At 45.5% G+C, this 24,886-nt stretch carries 22 protein-coding genes and 1 other RNA gene; 14 read left to right on the plus strand and 9 right to left on the minus strand.

Annotated elements, in window-relative coordinates; genetic code table 11:
* The first annotated feature begins 8 nt into the window (after window positions 1-8).
* The 6 genes from rnr to BBI15_RS16400 all read left to right on the plus strand — a co-directional run bounded on the left by rnr (window position 9) and on the right by BBI15_RS16400 (window position 6,288).
* Window positions 9-2,333 (plus strand): ribonuclease R, encoded by a 2,325-nt coding sequence (gene rnr, locus BBI15_RS05880; protein ID WP_084632767.1) that lies wholly within the window; start codon window positions 9-11, stop codon window positions 2,331-2,333.
* Window positions 2,334-2,382: 49 nt separating this feature from the next.
* Window positions 2,383-2,847, plus strand: a complete 465-nt coding sequence (gene smpB, locus BBI15_RS05885; protein ID WP_068868730.1) for an SsrA-binding protein SmpB — start codon at window positions 2,383-2,385, stop codon at window positions 2,845-2,847.
* Between the two features lie 79 nt (window positions 2,848-2,926).
* Window positions 2,927-3,281, plus strand: a transfer-messenger RNA (tmRNA) gene (gene ssrA / locus BBI15_RS05890).
* A 161-nt stretch (window positions 3,282-3,442) separates the two neighbouring features.
* Complete coding sequence (locus tag BBI15_RS05895) at window positions 3,443-4,420, plus strand: tyrosine-type recombinase/integrase (RefSeq protein ID WP_237150919.1); 978 nt, start codon at window positions 3,443-3,445, stop codon at window positions 4,418-4,420.
* 211 nt (window positions 4,421-4,631) lie between these two features.
* Window positions 4,632-5,900, plus strand: a complete 1,269-nt coding sequence (locus BBI15_RS05900; protein ID WP_068868731.1) for a hypothetical protein — start codon at window positions 4,632-4,634, stop codon at window positions 5,898-5,900.
* Window positions 5,901-6,120: 220 nt separating this feature from the next.
* The gene (locus BBI15_RS16400; RefSeq protein WP_157101631.1) at window positions 6,121-6,288 is read left to right on the plus strand and encodes a hypothetical protein; all 168 of its coding nucleotides are present in this window, start codon (window positions 6,121-6,123) and stop codon (window positions 6,286-6,288) included.
* Between the two features lie 203 nt (window positions 6,289-6,491).
* Here the strand turns inward: BBI15_RS16400 and BBI15_RS05905 are convergent, their stop codons facing one another.
* The 6 genes from BBI15_RS05905 to BBI15_RS05930 form a co-directional block, all read right to left on the minus strand.
* On the minus strand, window positions 6,492-7,109 hold the full coding sequence (locus BBI15_RS05905; protein WP_068868732.1) for a recombinase family protein: 618 nt from the start codon (window positions 7,107-7,109) through the stop codon (window positions 6,492-6,494).
* A gap of 36 nt (window positions 7,110-7,145) precedes the next feature.
* A complete protein-coding gene (locus tag BBI15_RS05910) occupies window positions 7,146-7,376 on the minus strand; it encodes a hypothetical protein (protein ID WP_068868733.1) in 231 nt (76 codons plus the stop codon).
* 803 nt (window positions 7,377-8,179) lie between these two features.
* The gene (locus BBI15_RS05915) at window positions 8,180-9,217 is read right to left on the minus strand and encodes a PmeII family type II restriction endonuclease (protein WP_068868734.1); all 1,038 of its coding nucleotides are present in this window, start codon (window positions 9,215-9,217) and stop codon (window positions 8,180-8,182) included.
* 74 nt (window positions 9,218-9,291) lie between these two features.
* Window positions 9,292-10,389 carry a DNA cytosine methyltransferase gene (locus BBI15_RS05920; RefSeq protein WP_068868735.1) on the minus strand — a complete coding sequence of 366 codons (1,098 nt, stop codon included), beginning with the start codon at window positions 10,387-10,389 and terminating at the stop codon, window positions 9,292-9,294.
* Window positions 10,390-10,949: 560 nt separating this feature from the next.
* Window positions 10,950-12,422 carry an aldehyde dehydrogenase family protein gene (locus tag BBI15_RS05925; RefSeq protein WP_068868736.1) on the minus strand — a complete coding sequence of 491 codons (1,473 nt, stop codon included), beginning with the start codon at window positions 12,420-12,422 and terminating at the stop codon, window positions 10,950-10,952.
* A 20-nt stretch (window positions 12,423-12,442) separates the two neighbouring features.
* Complete coding sequence (locus tag BBI15_RS05930) at window positions 12,443-13,177, minus strand: SDR family oxidoreductase (protein ID WP_068868737.1); 735 nt, start codon at window positions 13,175-13,177, stop codon at window positions 12,443-12,445.
* A 392-nt stretch (window positions 13,178-13,569) separates the two neighbouring features.
* Between BBI15_RS05930 and BBI15_RS05940 the strand changes: the two genes are divergently transcribed.
* On the plus strand, window positions 13,570-15,066 hold the full coding sequence (locus BBI15_RS05940) for a glycine betaine uptake BCCT transporter (protein ID WP_068868739.1): 1,497 nt from the start codon (window positions 13,570-13,572) through the stop codon (window positions 15,064-15,066).
* 95 nt (window positions 15,067-15,161) lie between these two features.
* Complete coding sequence (locus BBI15_RS05945) at window positions 15,162-16,040, plus strand: 5'-3' exonuclease (RefSeq protein ID WP_068868740.1); 879 nt, start codon at window positions 15,162-15,164, stop codon at window positions 16,038-16,040.
* Here the strand turns inward: BBI15_RS05945 and BBI15_RS05950 are convergent.
* Genes BBI15_RS05950 through BBI15_RS05960 form a run of 3 tightly spaced genes read right to left on the minus strand, consistent with a single transcriptional unit; the run spans window position 16,029 to window position 17,402 of the window.
* On the minus strand, window positions 16,029-16,550 hold the full coding sequence (locus BBI15_RS05950) for a C39 family peptidase (RefSeq protein ID WP_068868741.1): 522 nt from the start codon (window positions 16,548-16,550) through the stop codon (window positions 16,029-16,031). The two genes, BBI15_RS05945 and BBI15_RS05950, sit on opposite strands and share 12 nt — an antisense overlap.
* A 23-nt stretch (window positions 16,551-16,573) precedes the next feature.
* Window positions 16,574-17,032 carry an STAS domain-containing protein gene (locus BBI15_RS05955; protein WP_068868742.1) on the minus strand — a complete coding sequence of 153 codons (459 nt, stop codon included), beginning with the start codon at window positions 17,030-17,032 and terminating at the stop codon, window positions 16,574-16,576.
* A gap of 49 nt (window positions 17,033-17,081) precedes the next feature.
* Window positions 17,082-17,402: a thioredoxin family protein gene (locus tag BBI15_RS05960; protein ID WP_068868743.1), complete on the minus strand. Its 321-nt coding sequence runs from the start codon at window positions 17,400-17,402 to the stop codon at window positions 17,082-17,084.
* A 205-nt stretch (window positions 17,403-17,607) separates the two neighbouring features.
* Here BBI15_RS05960 and BBI15_RS05965 point away from each other — a divergent pair, with 205 nt between their 5' ends.
* The 6 genes from BBI15_RS05965 (at window position 17,608) to BBI15_RS05990 (ending at window position 24,886) form a co-directional block, all read left to right on the plus strand.
* Window positions 17,608-19,992: a 3-hydroxyacyl-CoA dehydrogenase/enoyl-CoA hydratase family protein gene (locus BBI15_RS05965; protein ID WP_068868744.1), complete on the plus strand. Its 2,385-nt coding sequence runs from the start codon at window positions 17,608-17,610 to the stop codon at window positions 19,990-19,992.
* Window positions 19,993-20,020: 28 nt separating this feature from the next.
* On the plus strand, window positions 20,021-21,193 hold the full coding sequence (locus BBI15_RS05970) for an acetyl-CoA C-acetyltransferase (RefSeq protein WP_068868745.1): 1,173 nt from the start codon (window positions 20,021-20,023) through the stop codon (window positions 21,191-21,193).
* A 290-nt stretch (window positions 21,194-21,483) separates the two neighbouring features.
* Window positions 21,484-23,265, plus strand: a complete 1,782-nt coding sequence (locus tag BBI15_RS05975; RefSeq protein ID WP_068868746.1) for an acyl-CoA dehydrogenase family protein — start codon at window positions 21,484-21,486, stop codon at window positions 23,263-23,265.
* A 405-nt stretch (window positions 23,266-23,670) separates the two neighbouring features.
* Entirely contained in the window at window positions 23,671-24,024 is a 354-nt protein-coding gene (locus tag BBI15_RS05980; RefSeq protein WP_068868747.1) for an arsenate reductase family protein, read from the plus strand.
* A gap of 77 nt (window positions 24,025-24,101) precedes the next feature.
* Window positions 24,102-24,482: a glycine cleavage system protein GcvH gene (gcvH, locus tag BBI15_RS05985; RefSeq protein ID WP_068868748.1), complete on the plus strand. Its 381-nt coding sequence runs from the start codon at window positions 24,102-24,104 to the stop codon at window positions 24,480-24,482.
* Between the two features lie 62 nt (window positions 24,483-24,544).
* Window positions 24,545-24,886: a ribonuclease M5 gene (locus BBI15_RS05990; protein ID WP_068868749.1), complete on the plus strand. Its 342-nt coding sequence runs from the start codon at window positions 24,545-24,547 to the stop codon at window positions 24,884-24,886.

The following is a 24,886-nucleotide window of genomic DNA, read 5'->3' on the forward strand; positions in this document are numbered from 1 at the left end:
AGTTAGGATTGGGCAAGAATGAACGGTCATTGGATCAACGGTTATTGGCCTTTATGCGCGAAGAAGCATACAAGCCTTTAACGGTTAAGGAAATAGAAGAACAATTCGGCTTTGAAGACGCCGACGAATTTAAGCAATTGGTAAAGACCCTCGTCAAGCTCGAGGAAAAAGGCGAATTGGTGCGCTCGCGTTCGAACCGCTATGGTGTGCCGGAACGGATGAACTTGATGCGCGGAAAATTCATCGGGCACGCCAAAGGCTTCGGGTTTTTTGCGCCTGAAGAAGCTGGCCTCGACGATGTCTTTATCCCGCCGAATGAAGTGAACGGGGCGGTCAATGGCGATACGGTCATGATCCGTGTTTCGGAAGGGTCTTCCGGCGACCGTCGCGAAGGAACCGTCATCCGCATACTGGAACGCGGCACGACGAAAGTCGTCGGCACGTTCCAGGCGAACAAAGGCTTCGGCTTCGTCGTCACGGATGACAAGAAAATGAATATGGATATCTTTATCGCCAAAGACGACACGCTCGGTGCCGTCGATGGCCATAAAGTGGTGGTCGAAATCACCGGCTGGCCGGAAGGGCGTTTGTCTGCAACAGGCATGGTCACTCAAGTGCTCGGCCATAAAAACGACCCAGGCGTCGATATTTTATCGATCATCCACAAATACGGCATCGAAGTCGAATTCCCGCAGGATGTGCTGGATCAGGCAAATGCCGTGCCGGATCAAATCGACCCTGAAGACCTGAACGGCCGCCGGGATCTACGGAACGAACAGATCGTCACGATCGATGGCGCCGATGCCAAAGACTTGGATGACGCCGTACAAGTGAAGAAACTGGAAGACGGCACGTACAAGCTGGGCGTCCATATTGCGGACGTCAGCCATTATGTCACGGAAGGCTCGCCAATCGACCGGGAGGCTTATGATCGCGCGACCAGTATTTACTTGACGGACCGCGTTATCCCGATGATTCCGCATCGTTTGTCGAACGGCATCTGCTCGCTCAATCCGCAGGTCGACCGCTTGACCTTGTCTTGCGAAATGATTTTCAATGACAAAGGGGAAGTGCTGTCGCACGATATTTTCCAGAGCGTCATCAATACATCGGCCCGCATGACATATACCGATGTCTATGAAATCCTGGAAAAAGACAATCAGGCATTAAAAGAGCAATACAAGGAACTTGTGCCGATGTTTGAATTGATGAAGGAATTGGCAGAAGTCTTACGCCAGCGCCGCATGACCCGCGGGGCGATCGATTTTGATTTTAAGGAATCGAAAGTGATCGTGGACGAGGACGGCCATCCAGTCGATATCGTCGTCCGGGAACGGACCGTTGCGGAACGCTTGATCGAAGAGTTCATGCTTGCTGCGAACGAAACGGTCGCCGAGCATTTCCATCACATGAATGTCCCGTCATTATACCGGATCCACGAAGACCCGAAACCAGAGAAACTGCAGCGCTTTTTCGAGTTCATCACGAATTTCGGGATCGTTGTCAAAGGCTCCGGCAATGAGATCCACCCGAAGGCCTTGCAGGAAATCATCGATTCCATCGCCGACACGCCGGAAGAGCCGGTCGTTTCGACGATGATGCTGCGCTCCATGCAGCAGGCGAAATACTCTTCCGAAAGTCTCGGGCACTTCGGCTTGTCAACGGAATACTATACGCATTTCACGTCACCGATCCGCCGGTATCCCGATTTGATCATCCATCGCTTGATCCGCACGTATTTGATCGAGAAAGACTTGTCGAGAAAGACAATTCGCCACTGGGAAGCAGAAATGGATGATATCGCAGAACACACATCCGACCGGGAGAGACGTGCCGTCGAAGCGGAGCGGGATACGGATGCACTGAAGAAAACACAATACATGGCCGATAAAGTCGGCGAGGAATTCACGGGCATCGTATCATCTGTGACGAATTTCGGTATGTTCATCGAGCTGCCGAACACGATTGAAGGGCTTGTGCACGTGTCCAATTTGACTGATGATTATTACCAGTTCGACGAGCGCCAGATGATGATGATCGGCGAACGCACGAAACGCCAGTTCCGCATCGGCGACGAAGTCGAAGTGCGCGTAATCGGCGTCAAACCGGAAGAATCTTCCATCGACTTCGAAATCGTCGGCATGGCGCAAAATACGCGCCGCAGCTCACGCAAGGACAGCCCGAAAGTGATCCGTACCGGCCGAGGCGGCGACAAGCCGAAAGACGGCAAGAAACGGGGAGAAGAAGGCGAGAGACGTAAGCCGAAAAGCCAGAAGAAAAAGTTCTATGAAGGGGCTGCGAAAAAACAGCAGCGCCGCCGGAAAAAGAAATAAAAAAAGCGGCCAAGTGCCGCTTTTTTCCAACAGTTTGAGGTGAACAGAAATGGCCAAAGGAGAAGGCAAAGTAATTGCCCAGAACAAAAAAGCGGGTTTTGATTACGCAATCGAAGAAACGATCGAAGCGGGGATCGTCCTGCTCGGGACGGAAATTAAATCCGCACGGAACGGCAAAGTGCAGATCAAGGACGCATTCGTCCGCATCCGAAACGGGGAAGCCTGGATATCGAATATGCACATTTCGCCGTATGAGCAAGGCAACCAGTTCAACCATGAGCCGCTACGCTCGCGCAAGCTCTTGCTCCATAAAAAGCAGATCAACGAACTCGTCGGCAAATCGAAAGTCGAGGGGGCGGCAATCATCCCGCTCAAGATGTATTTGAAGGATGGATACGCCAAAGTGCTGCTCGGTGTCGGTAAAGGGAAGAAGAAATACGACAAGCGCGAGGACTTGAAGAAGAAAGACGCGAAGCGTGCCATCGACCGTGCGCTCAAAGAGAGAAGCCGTTAAACTTGAACCCTGACCTGTTTTGTCCTATACTATTATTAGTACACCGAAGCTAAACCACTTCCGTGTTCTCTTTTAATGAGGGGACGTTACGGATTCGACAGGGATGGTTCGAGCTTGGGTTGCGCGTCGGAGGATCGGCTCCGTCATCAACGTACCTTATAACAACTGGCAAAACTAACAACAACCTAGCATTCGCAGCGTAAGCTCGGATCTGCTTTATGTAACCATCGCCCATGTGGCTGCATAGAGCTCACTTTTAGTGGGATACGGCAGTCAGTGCCGTTTGAGCTGACTGCAAGAGATTCTCGAACTAGCCCTCATGACGCCTGCTTGTCGGCAGATTGAGCGGCGAAACTCCAATAGATAAGCTACACGCGTAGATGCTCAAGTAACGGAGTCTCTGGACGCGGGTTCGACTCCCGCCGTCTCCATATGGAGATTGCTGTTAAATACAGTGGTATCAAGGTTTTTGAAAGGTAGGGGTATTGTACGGGAGTTGAACTCCTTTGCAATATCCCTATTTTCTTCCCTACATATTTTATCGGATTTATATCATAGACCTTCTAATTCAAAGAATGAATTGGGAGGTTTTTTTGTGTTTAAAAGTAGAAAGCATGGAGTATTTGCTGTTGGTGAAGACATTATGGTATCAATTTCAGCTAGTGGAAAGGATAAGGAAAATGAAGGTTTAACTATAGTTGATGCACTCGAAACTGTGTATCAACAAATGAGAATTAGTGGTAATCGTCCACGAACCATCGAAAGCTATAAGTATATTTTTAATCAGTTCGTTGATATGACTGTATTAAAGTATGTTGAAGAAATCACTGTCGATTCAATCTATCATTATTTGGATGCTTTAAAAGTGTCAGCAAGTACCAAGTTGATACGTTTAAAATCTATTAAAGCCGTATTGAGTAAGTTCTTTGATAATGGTTGGATCAAGGAAAAGTTTTGGAATAACATTCATATTAAAATTGATAAAGAAGTTAAGAAAGGCACTAAGGAATCTGACATTGAAAAACTGCTAGCAGTCATTGACCAAAGTACATTTATTGGATTTCGTGATGCAGCGGCTATTAGACTAATGTATACCACTGGTATTCGGATACGGACATTAGGAGAATTGAGAGAACGTCACATTGACTTTGAAAACCTTCATTTGAATCTGGATGGATCAACGTTGAAGAATCACAAATACTTAAAACTCCCTATCGATGAAGAGGTAGCTGCTATATTAACATTATTGATAAAACTAAACGAAGGTATCCGAAACCATTACGGAACTGGCAATAAAAATGTTTTTATTACTCAAAATGGCTTGCCGATGAATTCCAGTAAGTCTTCCAATTGTGCTATTTCGAAGCAACTGAACAAATATTCTAAGCGGTTTAACCTGAAAAATATCAATGCACATGCAATCAGAAGAGGATATGCTAAGAATCTTCTTGAAAAGGGTGCTAGTGTAGCACTAATAAGTAAAGCCTTGGGACATTCGGATTTGGCTGTGACTACGCAGTATTTAGATTTAGATGTAGAAGAGGTAGCGACGGATTTAAGAAATTATTTATAACTCGTTGTCCTAAAACAGTAAAAACTTTAAAGTATCTATCTGTAACTCAGATAGGTATTTTTTTCTTTTTGATGAATGATAGTTTTATTAAACAATGACGTTAAAATTCCTTTTCTGAAAATATTTTAAGTAGCGTGTCCTAAAAGTAGATGTATTTGCAAGTGCACTTTTAGACACCAAACGGTGAATACAACTAATAAGGAGACACGTTATGGAAACATTATTTAAGAAAAGGGAAAAAATTACTGTTGTAGACTCTATCATGGGAAGCGGGAAAACAAGCTGGGCCATTCAGTTTATAAATGAGAGTCCAGAGATGAACAAGTTTATCTTTATAACACCCTATTTATCAGAAATCCAAAGAGTAATTAAGAATAGTAGTAAGACATTTATTCAGCCGGAACAGAAAGGGAAACGAAGCAAATTGGCATCCTTAAAGCAAGCTATAGTGAATGGACAAAATATAGCATCAACTCACGCATTATTTAAAAAATGTGACGCAGAACTGCTTCAACTGTTAGAGGCGGAAAATTATATATTGATTTTAGATGAAGTTATGGACGTAATTGATGAAATCAATATGACAAAAGATGATATAAAAATACTTCTAAATTCTGTAGATGATAGCGGAGATGCAATTGTTTCCGTAGGAAATAAAGGGAAAGTAATATGGAATGCTAAAAATTATGATTCCGGTAACTACCAATCGATAAGGAACATTGCAAATTCAGGGAATTTAGTTTTATTTGAGGAAAGCAAAATGTATTGGCTTTTTCCGACCGACGTATTTAAAGCTTTCAATGAAGTTTATATTCTGACTTATATGTTTAAAGGTCAAGTGCAGTCTTACTATTATCAGCTATTCAATATTAAATACACATTTCAATCAGTAGGGTTTGAGAAGGAAAGGGGTTACTATCTGAAGGAATATGGAGGAAGGATGACGGAGAACCGACAAGAACTTAAAAAACTTATAAGCATCTTTTACTCTACTCCTTCTAGCAACAGGGATATTAACAAAATTGGTGAGAAGTTCAATGCGTTTAGCAAAAGTTATTTAACGGATCATCTAAAAAATCTAAAGTATAGAGAGTTAATCAAAAACAACTGCTATAATTTTTATCGCCATAAAATGAACCGTTCAACTAAACTAGTCATTTGGACAACTTTTAAAGACTATCAAAAGATAATAATGCCAGCAGGATTAAAGAAAGGTTTTGTTCCCATAAATGCTAGGGCTACAAATGAGTATGCAGATGCTAACACATGTATTTACTTATCAAACCGTTATATGAATCCTATGATTAAACGCTTTTTCCAGTCACACGGAATTAAAGTCAATGAAGAAGCATTTGCATTATCGGAGTTATTGCAATGGTTATTTCGCAGTGCTATACGTAATGAAGAACCGATAAATGTATATATTCCATCTAGTCGAATGAGAATACTGTTAGAAAAATACCTAAATAATGAAATTTAATTGCATAAAAAAACTAGCAAATAAGCTTGTGAACGTTGATATATCAATGTTTCTAAAAGGTTTCCTTAAAGAGAAAAAATATAGCTACACACACTACGAGGGATCAAAAATCCCTCTTCATGTGAATAGCAAACATAAGAAAAGGATTAGCTATTAAATAGCAGTGAGGGAGTGAAACGAACTCACACGAAGCGTAGCGGAGTAAAGGAGGGGAGTAAAAGTGAAGATAGAAAAAGATTCAATTAACTACAGAAACTTAAAATCAATTCAAAGAAATCTTTCAGTAATTCTTGAGAGAAGCTATAGCGAAAAGGAAGCACTAAAATTATTGCTAGAGGTATGTAATAGAAATACTGATGTCCTGGCTAAACTTCTAAGTGGAAAATAAGATAGGTCAAAATTGTGCAAAATAAAATAATTGAATATTAGTTGTAAGTTGAAAAACTCAGTAATAGCAAGGGTTAGTACGGGGAATACAGAAGGTCATAATTATTTTATGCACAATTTCTTTACTAGAAAAATACCTTCTGTATTTTTGATCGTTGCTAAAATTATATCAACTCTATTTAAAAGAACCTTTAAAATTAGTTGTTAGTTGGCTTTAAGAGTAGACTCGTACTGTTTTACTTTGTTATAGAAGGTTGCTTTTTTCATGTCTACTAAATTCATAAAAGCTACAGCAGTAATTTCTCCTGCTTTCCATTCTTTGTACAACTTAACCCATTCTTTAGGCAATTCTACCATTGGTCTACCTAAGTGCTTGCCTTTAGATTTAGCAACAGCTATTCCCTCAGATTGACGCTGTTTAATGTTTTCACGTTCCTGTTCAGCCATAGACGTGTAAACCTCAATAATAATATTGTTAATCATATCTATAACCCAATCTTGACCTTCGGGAACATCTTGCATAGTTGTTGGTAAATCAATTATTTTTACTCGAATACCCTCAGACTTAAACTGTTCTAAATAGTATTTAATTTGCTGTTTGTTTCTTCCAAGACGGTCAATAGATTTAATAAAAAGAGTATCACCAGTTCGCATAGCTTTAAGAAGGTTTTGAAACCCGTCACGTTCTACATCTTTACCGCTAGCCTTATCACTGTAAATATATTTCTCGTCCGTTACATAGCCTTTTAAAGCCTCATACTGTCTATCTAAGTTCTGTTCTTTTGTCGATACTCGCATATAAGCAAAGTTGATTCCTGTCATTGTGGTAACCACCGTTTCTATTAGTAATTATTTTTATTAGTAGCTATTTTCTTCCTTCATTTCTCTAAAAGCGTCAATCTCGTTATCATGAATCCATGCCCACTGAGTTGAAAGTTCTTTTTCATCTTGATCCTCAATGTCAATAACGCAAAATTTGAGGATAGGAGTTTCTTTGTGCGACCATTCGGAAAGTGTTTCTTCACCAATCTGTTCAAGTGATTCATATAGATAATCAAAAAATAAGTACATAGGTTTTACAGTTTTCATTGTTGTATTCCTCTTTTCGTTTAGTTGTTGTTCACTCGATAAATTAAATATATACCTAGTGTATAAAAAGTTCAATTACTTTTTGGACGTTTAAAAAGGTTTATTTTAATTATTTAATGGACACTATTTTAATAGTATCTATACCGTCTAATATGGTGTACCTTATTGAACTTATTTTTTAAGGAACGTTTCTTTATATAGATTTCTTTATATATCAGCACTAGCACCAATTCACCAAGCAACATAGCAATGCAGATTCAGCCACTATCAGCATTAACTACTGATGAAGACGGTGGGGTTATGGATCAGCACCACACTCACGTACACATTTAGAACCCCTTAGACTACATTTGATAAGCGATAGGATAAGGACAAGAAAAGCAAGGACATAAACAATGACAGCACTACACACAGCCAAGCATAGATAAAGCAAGGCAAGGCAACAGTAAGATAGGACAAGGAAGGGAAAGAACAAAAAAGAAAGAAAGGAAAAGAAATAAAGAAAGGAAATAGCAGGAATCACTATGGCTACAACCGAAGACAGGAAAGGATTAGTAGAATTTCAGTGACTATAGGAAGGGGTACATAGGGGGAGGCACCCCTTGGATATGGTCGGTCTGTTGTGTGGAATTTATAAGCAATTTTTTTGGAACTTTTTTGACATATTTCTTTCTACTATGGGAATTGGTTTATTAGTTGAAAGTTTGAAAGGTTTTTATTTTATTCCATAAAAAAAAGCAGTTAAGTTATTTTAACTGCTTAAAGTTATAGAGAGATTAAAGAGAATCATCTATAAAATTTGCTTAAAGAGGTTCTACTACTCTGACTTGTTTCTTTCTTTCTTTTTTTAACTTGAACGTTCTTGTAACAGACTTACCATAGCAAGATATTAAAACTTTAGCTATGGTGCCTTCTTCAACTTCTGCTGCAAACCTAACAATTCCATTATCACTTATTAGAAGTATATCTTCATACTCTACAGGAATTTCATAAGAGACTATGTCTGTTCCAGTTACTACTTCTTCTTCCTCATCAGCAAGAACGGCCACAACTTCAATTTGAAAATTTTCATCTCTTGCTAATGTTTTAGAAGGAGAGAGATTTGTCACTATTTTTTTGCAGGGTTTTCCGCTATTAAATGCGACTAATTTTTCCCAATTTATAGTACCATCTTTATTACAAAAATCATTGATAAATTCTCCAGTGAAGCGGTTAACTGCCGCATCAAAAGCTGACTTATAAACGGGTAAATGCTTTTGTGGTTTATCCCCGATTAAGTGAATAATTTTGATATAGAATTCAGGATCTCCAGTCATCCTTTCCCAAAATACTTGACCTGCAAGTTCTCTTACACCATTTTTGTCTATAGACTGTTTTCTGCCATAACCATATCCTATAATAGGTTCAAAGACTAATTGTCTTTTTGCAAGTCTTGACCTAAGAGAACCGAAGTTTTCAATTTGTTTTTTTCTGCTAGAAGCGTTGAAGACGCTTGTTCCACTTTTAACAGCGATTGCTTCATATATACTTTCTACTTGTCTTGTAACATCTACTCCTTCAGCAGCGGAAACCTCTCCGCCAGAAACTCTTTCTGCTAAAACTTCAAAAAAAGCATCTCCGAAAATTCCTTCATCGCTACTAGACATATAAGCGGAAAGGATTTCTTTAATAATGCTACTTGCGTCCTCATATCCAGTTGCTTTATAAAGATAAGGATTTTTTCTTGCCAAAGCTTGTTTTAACTTTAAGGTGTTTATTTTTTCAATTCGTCTTCTATAAAAGGTTTCTAATAATTCATCAACTATTGCTTCATAACGTGCTGTATCTGTATTAACGTTCATTTACTCAACTCCCTAATAATATAAAAACGGTCTAATTCTATAGTAATACAGAATTGACCGTTTAGATAGAAGAATTATACTGTTTGTAAAGTTCTTAATGATTGTGCAATGGATTCGCCAATAATCCTTGCTAATCGAACAGGAACTGCATTTCCGATTTGAGTATATTGCTTAGCTAGGTTTCCGCTTACATGGTAGTCAGTAGGAAACTCTTGGATTGCAAGATACTCCTCAATACTTAAAGGTCTATTTTCTATTGGATGACCTAAATTAGTGCTTTTTTGCATTGGGGAAGTTAACAAAGTAGGAGAAGGACTATCTAAACGAATTCTTCTATAGAAACCTACTTTTCCTCCTCCAGAAGTGTAAGCACCTCCCATAGCTTCTTGTACTATCTCTGGAGGCAGGTCTCGCCAATTTCCACCACCCTGTGGAATCATTTGCATATATCGAAGTCTATCAGTAGAGTAATTTGGATAGTGGTGTTCTATGTTTTCCAACTCATTCATAATATGATTAAAAGTTCTCCAAGGAAATAAACCATCTGTACCGTACTGGTTATGTGTTGGTTCAGGAAAAGAGTAAGTTATATCTAAATCATTTCGAACACCGATAATAAAAACACGTTCTCTTTTTTGGGGAACTCCATAATTCGCAGCATTAACAATATTAGTAGTGACATTATAATTTCCAATTCTCTCTAATAAGAACTGTAAAGCACTTCCTGGCATTTCATCAGTATCTAACACAGGAAAGTCATTTCCTCTTTGGTTAATAGGCCGATGTCTTAAAGAAGCTGATAAAAATCCTTTTACATTTTCTAATACAAAAAAATTAGGTTGAAGTTCATTTACTAAATCTGCGAAATGAAGCATCGCTTGTCCTCTTGGATCTGCAAAAGCCTGTCTTTTTCCAGCTGTAGAAAAACTTTGACAAGGAGACCCTCCTACAACTAAATGAATTTCTTCATCTCTCTCCAAACCAGCTTCTTGTCTAACCCTCTCACCATCGTAATCCATAATATCACCTTGCCTAACATTATGGTGATTATTACTAATTAAAGTATTACAGTATACTTCTTCTAATTCCAACGCTAATTTAATATCAAAGCCAGCTTCTTGAATTCCTATATCTAAACCGCCTGCACCTGAAAAAAAGGATATTGCATTCATATATACACCTCATCTAAACATTTTAATGAATTAAGTATAGCATCTTGACTATCTTCGGTCCACTCTTAAAAACCTTAAATTTTATTATACCTTAGGAACGGAAGTTCCGTCACAATATGAAATTTTAGACTTCGTTATTATTTTAAAGATGAAATAGAGTAGGGAAAAATTTCTTAAGCTTCTGTTTAAATTACTATCGATGTAATATATACTATTATATAGAAGGTCTTTGAACCAAGTTCGTAGATATGTAATACTCCCTAATGAGTAAAACCTTGATATTATCAACTTTGCTAAAACTTATTTAAAAGTAGCTGAATTTCTGGACGCGGGTTCGACTCCCGCCGTCTCCATAGAAGTTTATGGAGTTAAAAAACGCCAAAATCCTTTGATAAGGGTTTTGGCGTTTTTTGTTTAGGGGAAAACGACAAGGGAACTGTAGTCATTGTTTCATATGTAAAATGCGTTCACATTAAAGCACCTTTAATATAATGGTTAATCGTTCTCGGTACTAATTTCAAAAAAACCGGCAGCTCTGTTTAAGAGCTGCCGGTTCGTATTTATTTCTTCGTATTGTCCACAAACGCCCCGTACTGTCTGCGCTGATGCTGCACGGACAGCCATTTCAAGGTAGTGAACTCTTCGAGTACCCATTCGCCGTTAAAGCGTCCGAGGCCGGAGTCTTTTTCGCCACCGAATGGCATATGTGCTTCGTCGTTGACAGGTTGATCGTTGACGTGGATCATGCCCGTGTGGATTTGGTGGGCAATGTTCGTTGCGTGTTCGATATTCGCCGAATGCACAGCGCCGCTCAATCCGAACGGATACTTATTGGCCTGTTCGATGACTTCCTCGTCGCTATCGAACGGAATGAGGATCGCGACAGGGCCGAAGATTTCATTTTCCGCAAGCGGCATGTCATTCGTGACGCCGGTCAAGACGGTCGGCTCGAGGACATTGCCATCTGCTTTGCCGCCGAGGCGGATCTTCGCGCCTTGTTCGACCGTGGCATCGATGTCTTTCAGGATGCGGTCGACTTGGTCGCGGTTGATCAGCGGACCGACTTGCGTATCCATATCTTCGGGATTGCCGTATTTCAAGTTGCCGGCACGTTCGATGAATTGCTCAGCAAAGTCATCGTAAAGGTCCTTATGGACAAAGATGCGGTTGACGGACATGCAGATCTGCCCTTGGTGATAGAATTTGCCAAAGAGGGCCGAGTCGACTGCCTGGTCGATATCGGCATCTTCAAGGACGATGAAATTATTATTGCCGCCAAGTTCCAAGGCGGTTTTCTTCAAAGCGCCCCCGGCCAGTTCGCCGATGTGTTTCCCGACTGGCGTCGAGCCGGTGAATGAAATAAGGCGAGGCGTTGGATGCGTGACGATGTCATCTCCAATTTCGGAGCCACGGCCAACCACTACGTTCAATAGCCCTTTAGGCAGGCCAGCTGCTTCGAAGAGGCTCGCGAACAACAACCCGCCAGTGACGGGCGTATCGGTTGCGGGTTTGATGACGACGGCATTGCCGGTGGCAAGTGCCGGTGCGATGGAACGCATCGCCAAATGGAACGGGAAGTTCCACGGGCTGATGATGCCGATGACGCCGATGGGGTTGCGGTAGACGCGGTTTTCCTTACCGGCTTGTTGCGACGGCATGATTTTCCCTTCCATGCGGAACGGGAACGTCGCCGCTTCTTTCAGGATGTTCAACGAGGCGCCGAACTCGACGGTCGCTTTGATTTTCGTGCTGCCGGCTTCTTTGATGAGCCAATCGATAATCAGTTCCTTATTTTCTTTCATGACTTCAATGGCTTTTTCCATGACAGCTTGTTTCGCTTGTGGCAATTCCTGCGACCAAGCGAGCTGTGCCGTTTCGGCCGCTTGGTAGGCAGCATCCAAATCGCTCTTATCGGCTGCCTGTGTCGTAACCAGTTCTTCGCCGGTGAACGGATTGGTGTTTTTCATGGTGCTGTCGCTAGACCCCGCCATCCATTCACCATTTATATATATCTTGGAAAAATCGGTATTCATATGAATCGTCTCCAATCTGATTAAGGCTGTTGTCTAGGGCGTATGAGGATTTCGTTGACATCGACATGGGCCGGTTGTTCTACGGCATAGGCGATGGCATTCGCGATATCTTTCGCCTGCAGCATTTCCATGGACATGCTCTTGAAGCTGTCGAGCACATCTTCATCGGTGATCGTATGGGTCAATTCCGTTTCCACCGCACCCGGCGATACAATCGTCACACGGATTTCATGAGATGGGTCGATTTCCTGGCGCAGCCCATCCGAAATCGCGCGGACTGCGTATTTTGTCCCGCTGTAGACAGCGCTGCCTTTTGAGACCTGGTGGCCGGCAACCGATGAGACATTGAGGATATGCCCGGATTTCTGTCGTTCCATAATCGGGAGTACAGCTGCGATGCCATAAAGGACCCCTTTGATGTTGACGTCGACCATCTTGTCCCATTCATCGATTTTCAGCTTGTTCATAAAGGACAATGGCATCAGGCCGGCGTTATTGACGAAAACATCGATTCGGCCGGTTTTATCGAGTGCCGCTTGTGCCAGTTGTTTCATTTCCTCTGCTGAGGTGACATCGGTCACTTTGTAATCCGCGTTTCCGCCTTCCGCTTCGATTTCCTTTTTCAGTTCTGCCAAGCGTTCTTCGCGCCGTGCAGCGAGCATGACATGATAGCCTTTTTCCGCCAATTCCTTTGCGGTCGCTTGGCCGATGCCGCTGCTTGCACCTGTGATAATTGCGGTTTTTTTCTCTGTCATATCTATTCAGCTCCAATTCTGGTTTGATTATGGGCGAAAATGTCCTGAAATAAAGACATCTTATTCCCTTACCCGCAACAGAGGATTCCTTAAACAATTGGCCGGCGCGGAGTGATGAATATTATGTCAGAAATATATTGGCTTAAAGGGCGGGGGGCTTTGATGAAAATGAAAAATAGGATTTTATGTAAAAACTTCACTTGGAAGTTATTGAAAAACTCAAATAAATAGAGTGGGCAATTGGTCTTAATTTCCATTGTTTCATCACCCATGGCAATGGGTATTTGATATTGAAGCCTAACAATCTGTTGATACATAATTCAGACAGTTGACAAGCTCTCTAATGTTCCGTACCGTAATAACTTGTGAAGAAATTCAAAGGAGGAGACTATATGAAGAAAGTAACAAACGTGTTTTGGATTGCGCTAGTTCTGATTGCGTTGGCAGTTGGATACGGTGCACTCGCTCCAGAACATTTTGCGGAAGTTACCGGCAATATAGAATCATTCCTGACGACTTCGTTCGGTTGGTATTATTTGTTGATCGTTTCGGTAATGGTGCTGTTTTGCCTGTACTTCCTCGTTAGCCCGATGGGGCAGATTCGTTTAGGGAAAGACACGGACAAACCGGAATATTCATTTGCAACGTGGATTGCGATGCTGTTTTCAGCAGGCATGGGCATCGGGCTCGTGTTCTGGGGTGCGGCAGAGCCGCTTTCGCATTTCGCGATCGACCCGGCGACAGCTGAGCCGGGCTCCCAGGAAGCGTTCCGGGAATCCATGCGGTTTACATTTTTCCATTGGGGCATCCATGCGTGGGCGATCTATGCGGTAGTTGCATTATCCTTGGCATATTTCCAATTCCGTAAAGGCGAACCGGGGCTTATTTCCTCGACACTTCGCCCATTGTTCGGCGACCGCATGAAAGGTCCATGGGGTGTGCTCGTCGACGTCATCGCCGTATTCGCCACAGCGGTCGGGGTCGCGACGACGCTCGGCTTCGGTGCCATCCAAATCAACGGTGGGCTCGCTTATTTGTTTGACGGCATTCCAGGCGACAGCCTTATCACGCAAATCATCATCATTGCAGTGGTCACGGTGCTATTCATGATTTCATCCTGGTCTGGCCTCAGTAAAGGGATCAAGTACCTTTCTAATACGAATATGGTACTGGCGGTCACCTTGTTGATTTTGGTCATCGTTCTCGGCCCAACCTTATTGATTTTCAATATGTTCACCGATTCACTCGGCAGTTATTTCCAGAACTTGATCAATATGAGTTTCCGTGCAGCTCCGATCAATGGGGAGAACCGCTCTTGGATCGATGGCTGGACCATCTTCTATTGGGCTTGGTGGATTTCGTGGTCGCCGTTCGTCGGGATTTTCATCGCTCGAGTCTCAAAAGGCCGCACCATCCGGGAATTCCTGTTCGGCGTCTTGCTCATTCCGACGTTCATCAGCTTTATCTGGTTCGCGGCATTCGGTACAACGGCCATCGATGTCCAAAGCAGCGGCGTCGACTTGACAGGCTTATTGACGGAAGAGACTTTGTTTGCGGTGTTTAATGAATTGCCGCTTGGCATGCTCTTGTCGATCGTCGCCGTGTTGCTCATTTCGACATTCTTCATCACGTCAGCCGACTCGGCCACATTCGTGCTAGGCATGCAGACTTCCAACGGATCGCTGGATCCAGCGAATGCCGTGAAGCTGACATGGGGGATTGCACAATCGACCATCGCGGTCATCCTGCTCTTTGCAGGAGGCCTCGGGTCCTTGCAGACGGCATTGATCATCGCGGCCTTCCCGTTCTCGTTCATCATGCTATTGATGATGGCGTCGTTCTATAAATCCTTGAACCTCGAGTACAAAGCAATCAAGCGCAAACGATAAGCAATAAAAAAGGGTGCCGGAAGTCCGGCGCCCTTTTTCTATGGAAAGTCGCGTATAATGGGTAATGGATATCGTGTTGAATGGAGGAATAGTTTTTGGAGAAACCACATATTATGCTGATTGACGGGATGGCGCTGTTATTCCGTTCGTATTTTGCAACAGCGGGCGTCGGGCAATTTTTCCGCACCGAGAGCGGCCTCGCCACAAACGGCGTGCAAGGGTTCGCGCGCCACGTGCTCACCGCAAAGTCATTGATGAAACCGAGCCATATTGCGGTATGCTGGGATATGGGCGCGCATACGTTCCGTACAGAAATGTTCGATGGCTATAAAGCAAACCGCCCGGAACCGCCTGAAGATATGCTGCATCAATTCGACCAGGCGCGGGAAGTGTCTGAGCTCCTCGGATGGAAAAATTACGGGGAGAAAGGCATCGAAGCGGATGACTTTATCGGCTCGTTTACGAAAAAATGGCCAGATGAGGCAGATTATACGATCATCACAGGCGATAAAGACATGCTTCAGTTATTGAACCCGTCTGTCAAGATCGCTTTCATGAAAAAAGGATTCCATGTCTATGACCTGTACACCGATCAGCGTTTCCGGGAAGAGTACGAGATCTTGCCTAAGCAATTTGCCGATGTGAAGGCGTTCATGGGAGATCCAAGTGACGGCTACCCAGGCGTCAAAGGCATTGGGCCGAAGACGGCGCTTCAATTGATCCAGCGCTACGGGTCGGTCGAAGGGGTGCTTGAACATATTGAGGAATTGAAGCCGGCGCAAAGAAGGAAAATCGAGGAAGACCGGGACATGCTCGCGCTATCGAAAAAGCTGGCGGTCATCAAAGATGACCTCCAGCTCGATGTGGCACTCGAGGAAATTGCCGTGCCCGATTATTCTTCTGATCTGGTGAGGATATGCGATGAGCGGGAATTCCGCTTGCTCGCAAGGCTTTTGGAAAAATCATTCACCTGACTTGGAAACCGGTGAAATCCGGATGAAACTCAATACGCCCTGGTTTTCACGTAACGACACCGCCCGCAGCTTGCTCGGGCGGTTTTTTTGTCCGTTGTCATGGATAAGCAGCAGCAAATCACCTTCAGTCTCCTCATAGCCGATGAGCGGCACCCAGTGATAGGCGAACGTCGTTGCTTGGCGCCAGCGCAGCGAAAAATAGCGATCGAACTTTACGGCAAGCGGATAGCCCGCGTCCAGTTGCCGTTTGATTTGTTCGAGGGAGCGGATCCGCTGGATGTCATATCTTGGGCCCACCAGTTTTCTCAATCGCCGGATCAGGCAAAAGGCGCTCAATCCAATCGGCGTTGCCCCAAGCAATTTATAAAGCGGCCCGATTCCCGGCGCTTGGCCTTCGTGATAGCGAAGGATGGAGGCGACTGTGACCGGCCCGCATGCAGAAGCACGATAAGGAGAGGGAACATCCCCGGCATATTGGCTCATGGCTTGAAAAGGCAGCAGCACTTTCATCTGGCTTCCTCCTTATGGGCGGTTCAGCGCAGCTTGGCTTCTTGTTCGTCGAGCAAAGCTTGCAAGGCGCTGCGGAAAGTCGTATAGACTTCCAGATCGACATGGATCCCGGCGTGGACGATTTCCCTGACGAAACGCGGGTTAAAGCCCACGTAAATCCCGCGCAAGCCCATCAGTTTCAATGCGCTGTTCAATTGTGTCAATTCGAGTGCGAGTTCATTGAAATCGAAAGACTGGACGTCTTGCATCGTTACGCCTGTAAAGTCGAAGACCACTTGTTCTGTATCGCGGTTGTTGTCGGCATAATCGAGCACTTTTGTCCGGATCGTCTCGAAACGGTCGCGGAAGATATATCCGGCAATGGGGACGAGAATGGTATTTGGGACAATCGACGGGATGATCGGTGCAGACATATTGTAAATGACGTCTTGGTAGTACGCCACAAGATCTTGCAATTCCTTGATTTCTTGTTGTGGATCCATTTCGGCACCTCTGTTTTTTAGTAGTCGTGATCGTTTCTGGCTTGTGTTTTTACGCGTTTTGTTCTTCCAGGAAGTGGATGACGGAATCAGGCGTTTTGGCGTGTGCGCTGTGTAGGTGCGCAAGTTTTTCGCCATCCTTGAAAATCAGCAGGCTAGGGATGCCCATCACTTCATATTGCTCTGCAATTTCCGGCAACTCGTCGCGGTTTACGTCAAACCATTGGTAGTTGTCGTATTGTTCGATGATCGGGTCGATGAACATATCCATGCGGGTGCAATCAGGGCACCAGCCGGCTTGGAACTTCACGATGACCGGCTGGCCGTTTTGGATTGTATCGTTAAATTGTTCAGTGGTTTTTAGGGATTTCATAAAAAAGCCTCCTTTAATAGTCTTTTTAATCTTACCCTTTTTTTGCTTTGTCTCCAAGCGCTTGAAGAAAAGCGGGAGAAAAATCTTCCGATTAAATATTGCGAAAATAGGAAAAATAATTTACACTAAGAACGAGAAGGAAAACATTTCTTTTTTTTACCCAGAAAATGAATGAGTGTTCATTCAAAAATAGGAGGGTTTGCTCGTGTCATACAAAATTAAAAAAGCGGCAGTGCTCGGTTCTGGCGTCATGGGATCGGGAATTGCAGCTCATCTAGCCAACATTGGAATTCCGGTCATGCTGCTCGATATTGTGCCGAAAGAAACGACGCAAGAAGAACAAGCGAAAGGGTTGACGCTCGAAGACAAAGCCGTCCGCAACCGGATTGCAGCGGGGGCCACTCAAAAGCTATTGAAACAAAAGCCTGCCCCGCTGACACAAAAGAAAAACTTGCAGCTAATTACCCCAGGCAACTTGGAAGACGATCTCGAGAAACTATCCGAAGTGGATTGGATCATCGAAGTCATCGTCGAAAACCTGGATATCAAGAAATCACTCTATGAAAAGGTGGATGCGGTCAGAAAGCCCGGCACCATCATTTCCTCCAATACATCAGGCATCAGCATCAATGCGATGTCAGAAGGGCGCTCGGAAGATTTCCAGAAGCATTTCCTCGGTACCCATTTCTTCAACCCGCCGCGCTATTTGAAACTGCTTGAAGTCATTCCGGCAGATACGACAGCTCCGGAAGTCGTCGAATTCATGCAGCAATTCGGCGAAGATCGCTTAGGCAAAGGCGTTGTTTTGGCAAAAGATACACCGAACTTCATCGCCAACCGCATTGGTACATACGGCTTGCTCGTCACCGTGCGTGAAATGCAAAACCGCGGCTATTCAGTCGGCGAAGTAGATTCCGTTACCGGCCCATTGATCGGCCGCCCGAAATCCGCTACATTCCGCACGCTGGACGTCGTCGGGCTCGACACGTTCATGCACGTAGCAAAAAACGTCTACGACCAAACCGAAGGCGAAGAACAGCAGGTGTTCAAAACGCCTGATTTCATGAAGAATATGGTGGAAAATGGCTGGATCGGCGCCAAAGCGAAGCAAGGCTTTTTCCAGAAAAAAGACAAGGAAATCCTCGAACTCGACCCCGAAACGATGGAATACCGCCCATCCCAAAAATTGAAAACGCCTTCACAGGAAATGGCTAAGCAACAAAAGGGCTTATCCGCAAAAATGAAGACGCTCGTGTATGCGGATGACCGCACAGGCGAATTGCTGTGGAGCATCCTCGCTCCGACACTCGTCTATTCCGCACAGCTTCACGGCGAGATTGCAGACGACATCGTCGCCATCGACAATGCCATGAAATGGGGCTTCGGCTGGGAGCAGGGGCCATTTGAAGTATGGGATGCAATCGGCGTTAAACAGTCAATAGAAAAAATGGCCGCACAAGGTTTGGAAGTGCCGGCATTTGCGCAAGCGCTAGTGGAAAAAGGATTCGATTCCTTCTATAAAGAAGAGAACGGTGACCTGTACTATTTCGACGGGACAGATTATCAGCCCGTTCCGGTCAATGAAAAAGTGATCGACTTGAAGCGTTACAAGAAAAAACACGGCGTCATCAAATCGAATTCCGGCGCTAGCCTGATCGACCTTGGAGACGGCATCGCATTGCTCGAATTCCATTCGCGTTCAAACGCAATCGGGCTCGACATCATGCAGATGATCAATTTCTCGGTAGACGAAGTCGAGAAAAACTACAAAGGGCTCGTCATCGGCAACCAAGGCAAGAACTTCTGTGTCGGCGCCAACCTCGGCATGATTTTGATGGAAGCGCAAGATGACAATATCTTTGAGCTGGATTTGACAATCCGCACCTTCCAGAACGCCATGCTGAAATTGAAATACAGCTCCAAACCGGTCGTTGCGGCACCATTCGGCATGACGCTCGGCGGCGGGGCGGAAGTGGTTCTTCCGGCGGCGCGCGTACAGGCATCCATGGAGACGTATATGGGCTTGGTTGAAGCAGGCGTCGGGCTTATCCCTGGCGGCGGCGGAAACAAGGAATTGTATATGAAACAGTTGAAAGGCTTGCCGAATCATGTCACGGCTGACTATGTCAACTTGGCAGCGGGCGTATTCGAATCGATCGCGACCGCGAAAGTGTCGACATCGGCAGACGAAGCACGCGAAAACAACTTCCTGAATTTCGTCGACGGCATCAGCGTCAATAGCGACCACTTGATCCACGATGCGAAGCAATTAGCCTTGTCGCTCCATGATAATGGCTACCAGGCGCCGAGACGGGAAAAAGTACCGGTTGCTGGGGAAGCGGGCTATGCCGCGATGCTGCTAGGGGCTGAAGGCATGCTATTGTCCGGCTATATCAGCGAACACGACATGAAAATCGCCAAGAAGCTGGCTTATGTGTTATCAGGCGGCAAGCTGCCATACGGCACGAAAGTCGATGAGCAGTATTTGCTCGATTTGGAACGCGAAGCCTTCCTGAGCCTCGTTGCTGAACCGAAATCACAGCAACGCATGCAGCATATGCTTGTCAAAGGGAAACCATTACGCAATTGATCGCCGATTAGATAGAGGAGGAAATGATATGCGCGAAGCAGTAATTGTGGCCGGAGCCAGAACGCCGGTCGGGAAAGCAAAAAAAGGTTCTCTCGCCTCGGTGCGCCCGGATGATTTCGGGGCACTTGTCGTACGGGAAACATTGAAGCGGGCTGGATATGACGGCCCGATAGACGATTTGATCATGGGCTGTGCGATGCCGGAAGCAGAGCAAGGGATGAACATCGCCCGCAATATCGGGGCACTTGCAGGGCTGCCGGATACGACGCCGGCCGTTACCGTCAACCGCTTTTGTTCATCAGGTTTGCAGTCGATCGCTTATGCCGCCGAACGGATCATGGTCGGCCACGCTGAAGCGATCGTTGCGGGCGGCGTTGAGTCGATGAGCATGGTACCGATGATGGGCAACGTGCTGCGTCCGAACGCCAAGATCGCCGAAACCGCCCCGCAATATTATATGAGCATGGGACATACGGCAGAACAAGTGGCGACGCAATACGGCGTCAGCCGGGAAGACCAGGATGCATTTGCGGTCCGGTCCCATGAAAATGCAGCTAGGGCTATCGAAAAAGGCCATTTTGTCGATGAAATCGTGCCGGTCGAAGTGATCCAGCGCTATGTCGATAGCCAGAATAAATACCAGGAAAAATCATTCATGTTCGAGATGGACGAAGGGGTGCGCCACGGCACCACCATCCAGACACTGAATAAACTGCGTGCGGCCTTCTCGGCACGCGGCACGGTAACAGCGGGCAACTCTTCCCAAACTTCTGACGGCGCAGGTTCAGTGCTCGTCATGGACCGTGAAAAAGCGGAAGCGCTAGGCCTCAAACCGATCGCGAAATTCCGTTCATTCGCAACGGGCGGCGTGCCCCCAGAGGTGATGGGCATCGGCCCGGTCGTCGCAATTCCGAAAGCCTTGAAACTTGCCGGCCTGACGAAAGACGATATCGATGTATGGGAACTGAACGAAGCCTTCGCTTCCCAGTCGCTCGGCGTCATCCGCGAGCTCGGCTTGGATATGGATAAGATCAATTTGAACGGCGGCGCCATCGCACTTGGCCATCCGCTCGGTGCGACAGGCTCGATTTTGACTTTGCGCATGCTCAGTGAATTGAAGCGACAGAACAAACAATTCGGCGTCGTCACAATGTGTATCGGCGGCGGCATGGGCGCAGCCGGCGTCTTTGAAATGCTGTAAAGAGAACTTTAGAAAGTGTGAAAGTAATAAAAACTTTTTCAGTCACAGCAATATAATATTCAAGGCATAAAAAGGAGAGCTATCTAGTAGTCTGGAGAAGAGACCGCTCGACTCCTGTGGACAAGTGAGACGGCCGAGACCCCGCAAGGCGCGAAGCGACTGAGGAGGCTTGGACGCGAGCCCACGGAGTCGTGCGGTAAGCTTCGGAAAACTATAAGTATTACAACTCTCTCTATAGTCAGAGCTTTCTTAAAGGGTTCAATCAAACGATAAATTGGGAGGAATGGAAAATGGAACAAGAAAAAACATTGATCAAAGGCGGAAGCTTCTTGATTGAAGATGCAGACCTATCGCGTGTGTTCACACCGGAAGATTTCACGGAAGAGCATAAGATGATCGCCAAAACGACAGAGGATTACGTCAACATGGAAGTTATGCCTTTGGTCGAAAAGTTGGAGAACCACGAATTCGAGCATTCCGTTAATCTCTTGAAAAAAGCGGGCGAACTGGGGCTCCTTGGTGCAGATGTTCCGGAACAATACGATGGCCTCGGGCTCGACAAAATCGCATCGGCATTGATCGCTGAGAAGATGTCCAAAGCGGGCGGCTTCTCGATCACACACGGCGCGCACGTCGGGATCGGATCGCTGCCAATCGTATTATTCGGTAACGAAGAACAGAAAAAGAAATACTTGCCGGTCCTTGCAACAGGCGAGAAAATCGCAGCTTACGCCTTGACGGAGCCAAGCTCAGGGTCGGATGCTTTGGGTGCGAAAACAGTCGCGAAACTGAACGAAGCGGGTACGCATTACGTGTTGAACGGCGAAAAGCAATGGATCACAAACGCAGGATTTGCCGATGTCTTTGTGGTCTATGCAAAAATCGACGGCGAACAATTCTCCGCATTTATCGTCGAGCGCGACTTCGGGGGCGTATCAGTTGGGCCGGAAGAAAAGAAAATGGGCATCAAATCGTCTTCCACGCGTACATTGATCTTGGAAGATGCGGAAGTGCCTGTAGAAAATCTTCTTGGTGAAGCAGGGCGCGGGCACATCATCGCCTTCAACATCCTGAACATCGGACGTTATAAATTGGGCGTCGGCACAATCGGCGCATCCAAGCGCGCAATGGAATTGACGATTCCTTACACGAACCAGCGCCAGCAATTCAAGACACCGATTTCTTCTTTCAACCTGACAAAAGAAAAATTGGCGACAATGGCCTCCAAACTGTATGCAGTTGAAAGTTCGGTTTACCGCACAGTCGGCTTGTTCGAAGACCGCATGAGCGGCTTCACTGATGAGCAGCAAGCGGACGGTAAGCTAGTTGCGGATTCGATTGCTGAATTTGCCATCGAATGTTCATTGAATAAGTTCTTCGGAACGGAAACTTTGGATTATATCGTCGATGAAGGGGTCCAGTTGCACGGCGGCTATGGCTTTATGCAGGAATATGAAATCGAGCGCATCTACCGCGATTCCCGCATCAACCGGATCTTCGAAGGAACGAACGAAATCAACCGGCTGCTCGTACCGGGCACATTGCTCCGCAAAGCGATGAAGGGCGAATTGCCGCTATTGCAGCATGCACAAGCTTTGCAGGAAGAATTGTTGATGATGATGCCTGAAGAGGTTGGCACAGAAGCTTTGGCGCAGGAAAAAGCATTGGTGAAAAACGCCAAGAAAATCGCTATCCTCGCTGCGGGACTTGCCGCACAGACTTACGGCAAGAAACTTGAAGCGGAACAAGAAGTGCTCGTGAACATCGCGGATATCGTCAGCAACGTCTTCGCGATGGAATCGGTCGTCTTGCGCACAGAAAAAGCCATCGCCGCAAGCGGCGAAGAAAAAGCGAAGCAGAAGCTTCTCTATACGCAGATCTTCTGCCAGGAAGCTTTGGAGGAAATCGAGAAAGACGCGAAAGAAACCTTGATCGCAGCGATCGATGGCGACAACCAGCGCATGATGCTATCTGCACTCCGCAAGTTGACGCGTTCAACGCCGTACAATTTGATCGCGAAAAAACGCGAAGCATCCGAGAAATTGATCAGTGTAGAAAAATACGTCGTGTAATCGATAACGCAGAACGGGAAGGGGAAACCCTTCCCTTTTTTTATTTAAGATACGCAAGAAAAGGAGATTTTATAATCTTTATATGAAGCATTTCTTCTAAGCAACAGAAACGTTGAGCTTTAATGAGCATTTAAGGTTTTTCCTTCGTTCAATACACAATACCGTATGGGAATGAAGACGGTGACTCCTGCGGAAATAACACGAGCTGAAGACCCTGGACTGAGCGCAAGCGACGAAGCGGCTGCATGACCCACATCCTGTGGGCTAGAGCACGTCCGTCGAAATGGACATCCGCTTTTTCATGCGCGACAACCCCATTTTTAATTCAATTTGCACAAACTCCCTTCCAGTCGACTGTCCCGGGGCATTTTGATATGCTTAATTTACAAGACAGGAGGAGATTGGATGATCCAGTATTACGCATACCCGAAATGCTCGACTTGCCAAAAAGGCAAGAAATGGCTCGAGGCGAATGGCGCGGAGTTCGACTATATCGACATCTCGCAAAACCCGCCATCCGCTGCACAGCTGAAAGAAATCCACGAAACGAGCGGCATCGAACTGAAGAAGTTTTTCAATACGAGCGGCAAGAAATACCGCGAGCTCGAATTGAAGGACAAGCTGCCGGAAATGCCAGCAGATGAACAATACGAATTGCTCGCATCTGACGGCATGCTCATCAAGCGCCCGCTCGCATGGGACGGATCGCAAGCGACGCTCGGCTTCAAGGAAGACACTTACGCAAATACATGGAGCTGACAAGTTTGTCATCTTGTTTTTCATCCTTGGTTGTGGCAAACTGAAATTGAGTCAATTACATATTTGGAGGGGTTTGGATGAGCACACCACAAGAGCTTCGCTATTCAAAAGAACACGAATGGGTCAAGGTCGAAGACGGCAAGGCACGGATCGGCATCACTCATTTCGCGCAAGATGAACTTGGAGACATCGTATTTGTCGAGCTTCCGCAAGTCGGCGACGAGCTGAAGAAAGACGAGCCATTCGGCAGCGTGGAGTCCGTTAAAACGGTATCGGAATTGTATGCGCCGATCAGCGGGAAAATCGTCGAAGTCAATACCGAGCTTGAAGACAGCCCGGAATTCGTCAACGAATCACCTTACGAAAAAGCGTGGATGGTCGTTGTGGAAGCCCCTTCCGAAGATGAGGTCAATGCATTGATGTCAGCTGACGAATACAAAGAAATGACAAATGAGTAAGTTCTGAAAGCGCCTCTTTTTGGCGCTTTTTTTTCATATATCGTTTCCTGGAGGGATTAGGCATGGAAAAAGTGATAGTGGTTGAAGGTATCAGCGACAAAACCCGGATAGCGCCATTGATTGCAGAACCCGTGACGATTCTTTGCACAAATGGTACAGTTAGTGCTACAAGACTCGAGGAAATGCTGCTGCCGTTCGAAGGGCAGGACATCATCATCCTGGTCGATGCGGACGCTTCCGGCGATAAACTGCGCAAGCTCATCAAGCGCGAGTTTCCGGAAGCCCGCCATTTCCATATCGACCGGAGTTATAAAGAAGTGGCGACAACGCCGCTACGGAAGCTTCTCGACGTGCTGATCGCGGCAGATGTGCGGGTCTTAAATCCAGTTGCAGGGAATGACTAG

It is taken from the genome of Planococcus plakortidis, from assembly GCF_001687605.2.
Taxonomy (GTDB): Bacteria; Bacillota; Bacilli; order Bacillales_A; family Planococcaceae; genus Planococcus; species Planococcus plakortidis.

Coding starts and splice junctions, on each gene's coding strand:
- smpB (WP_068868730.1), top strand. CDS start 2,383: ATGGCCAAAGGAGAAGGCAAAGTAATTGCCCAGAACAAAAAAGCGGGT.
- BBI15_RS05900 (WP_068868731.1), top strand. CDS start 4,632: ATGGAAACATTATTTAAGAAAAGGGAAAAAATTACTGTTGTAGACTCT.
- BBI15_RS05905 (WP_068868732.1), bottom strand. CDS start 7,109: ATGACAGGAATCAACTTTGCTTATATGCGAGTATCGACAAAAGAACAG.
- BBI15_RS05910 (WP_068868733.1), bottom strand. CDS start 7,376: ATGAAAACTGTAAAACCTATGTACTTATTTTTTGATTATCTATATGAA.
- BBI15_RS05915 (WP_068868734.1), bottom strand. CDS start 9,217: ATGAACGTTAATACAGATACAGCACGTTATGAAGCAATAGTTGATGAA.
- BBI15_RS05920 (WP_068868735.1), bottom strand. CDS start 10,389: ATGAATGCAATATCCTTTTTTTCAGGTGCAGGCGGTTTAGATATAGGA.
- BBI15_RS05925 (WP_068868736.1), bottom strand. CDS start 12,422: ATGAATACCGATTTTTCCAAGATATATATAAATGGTGAATGGATGGCG.
- BBI15_RS05930 (WP_068868737.1), bottom strand. CDS start 13,177: ATGACAGAGAAAAAAACCGCAATTATCACAGGTGCAAGCAGCGGCATC.
- BBI15_RS05940 (WP_068868739.1), top strand. CDS start 13,570: ATGAAGAAAGTAACAAACGTGTTTTGGATTGCGCTAGTTCTGATTGCG.
- BBI15_RS05950 (WP_068868741.1), bottom strand. CDS start 16,550: ATGAAAGTGCTGCTGCCTTTTCAAGCCATGAGCCAATATGCCGGGGAT.
- BBI15_RS05955 (WP_068868742.1), bottom strand. CDS start 17,032: ATGGATCCACAACAAGAAATCAAGGAATTGCAAGATCTTGTGGCGTAC.
- BBI15_RS05960 (WP_068868743.1), bottom strand. CDS start 17,402: ATGAAATCCCTAAAAACCACTGAACAATTTAACGATACAATCCAAAAC.
- BBI15_RS05970 (WP_068868745.1), top strand. CDS start 20,021: ATGCGCGAAGCAGTAATTGTGGCCGGAGCCAGAACGCCGGTCGGGAAA.
- BBI15_RS05975 (WP_068868746.1), top strand. CDS start 21,484: ATGGAACAAGAAAAAACATTGATCAAAGGCGGAAGCTTCTTGATTGAA.
- BBI15_RS05980 (WP_068868747.1), top strand. CDS start 23,671: ATGATCCAGTATTACGCATACCCGAAATGCTCGACTTGCCAAAAAGGC.
- gcvH (WP_068868748.1), top strand. CDS start 24,102: ATGAGCACACCACAAGAGCTTCGCTATTCAAAAGAACACGAATGGGTC.
- BBI15_RS05990 (WP_068868749.1), top strand. CDS start 24,545: ATGGAAAAAGTGATAGTGGTTGAAGGTATCAGCGACAAAACCCGGATA.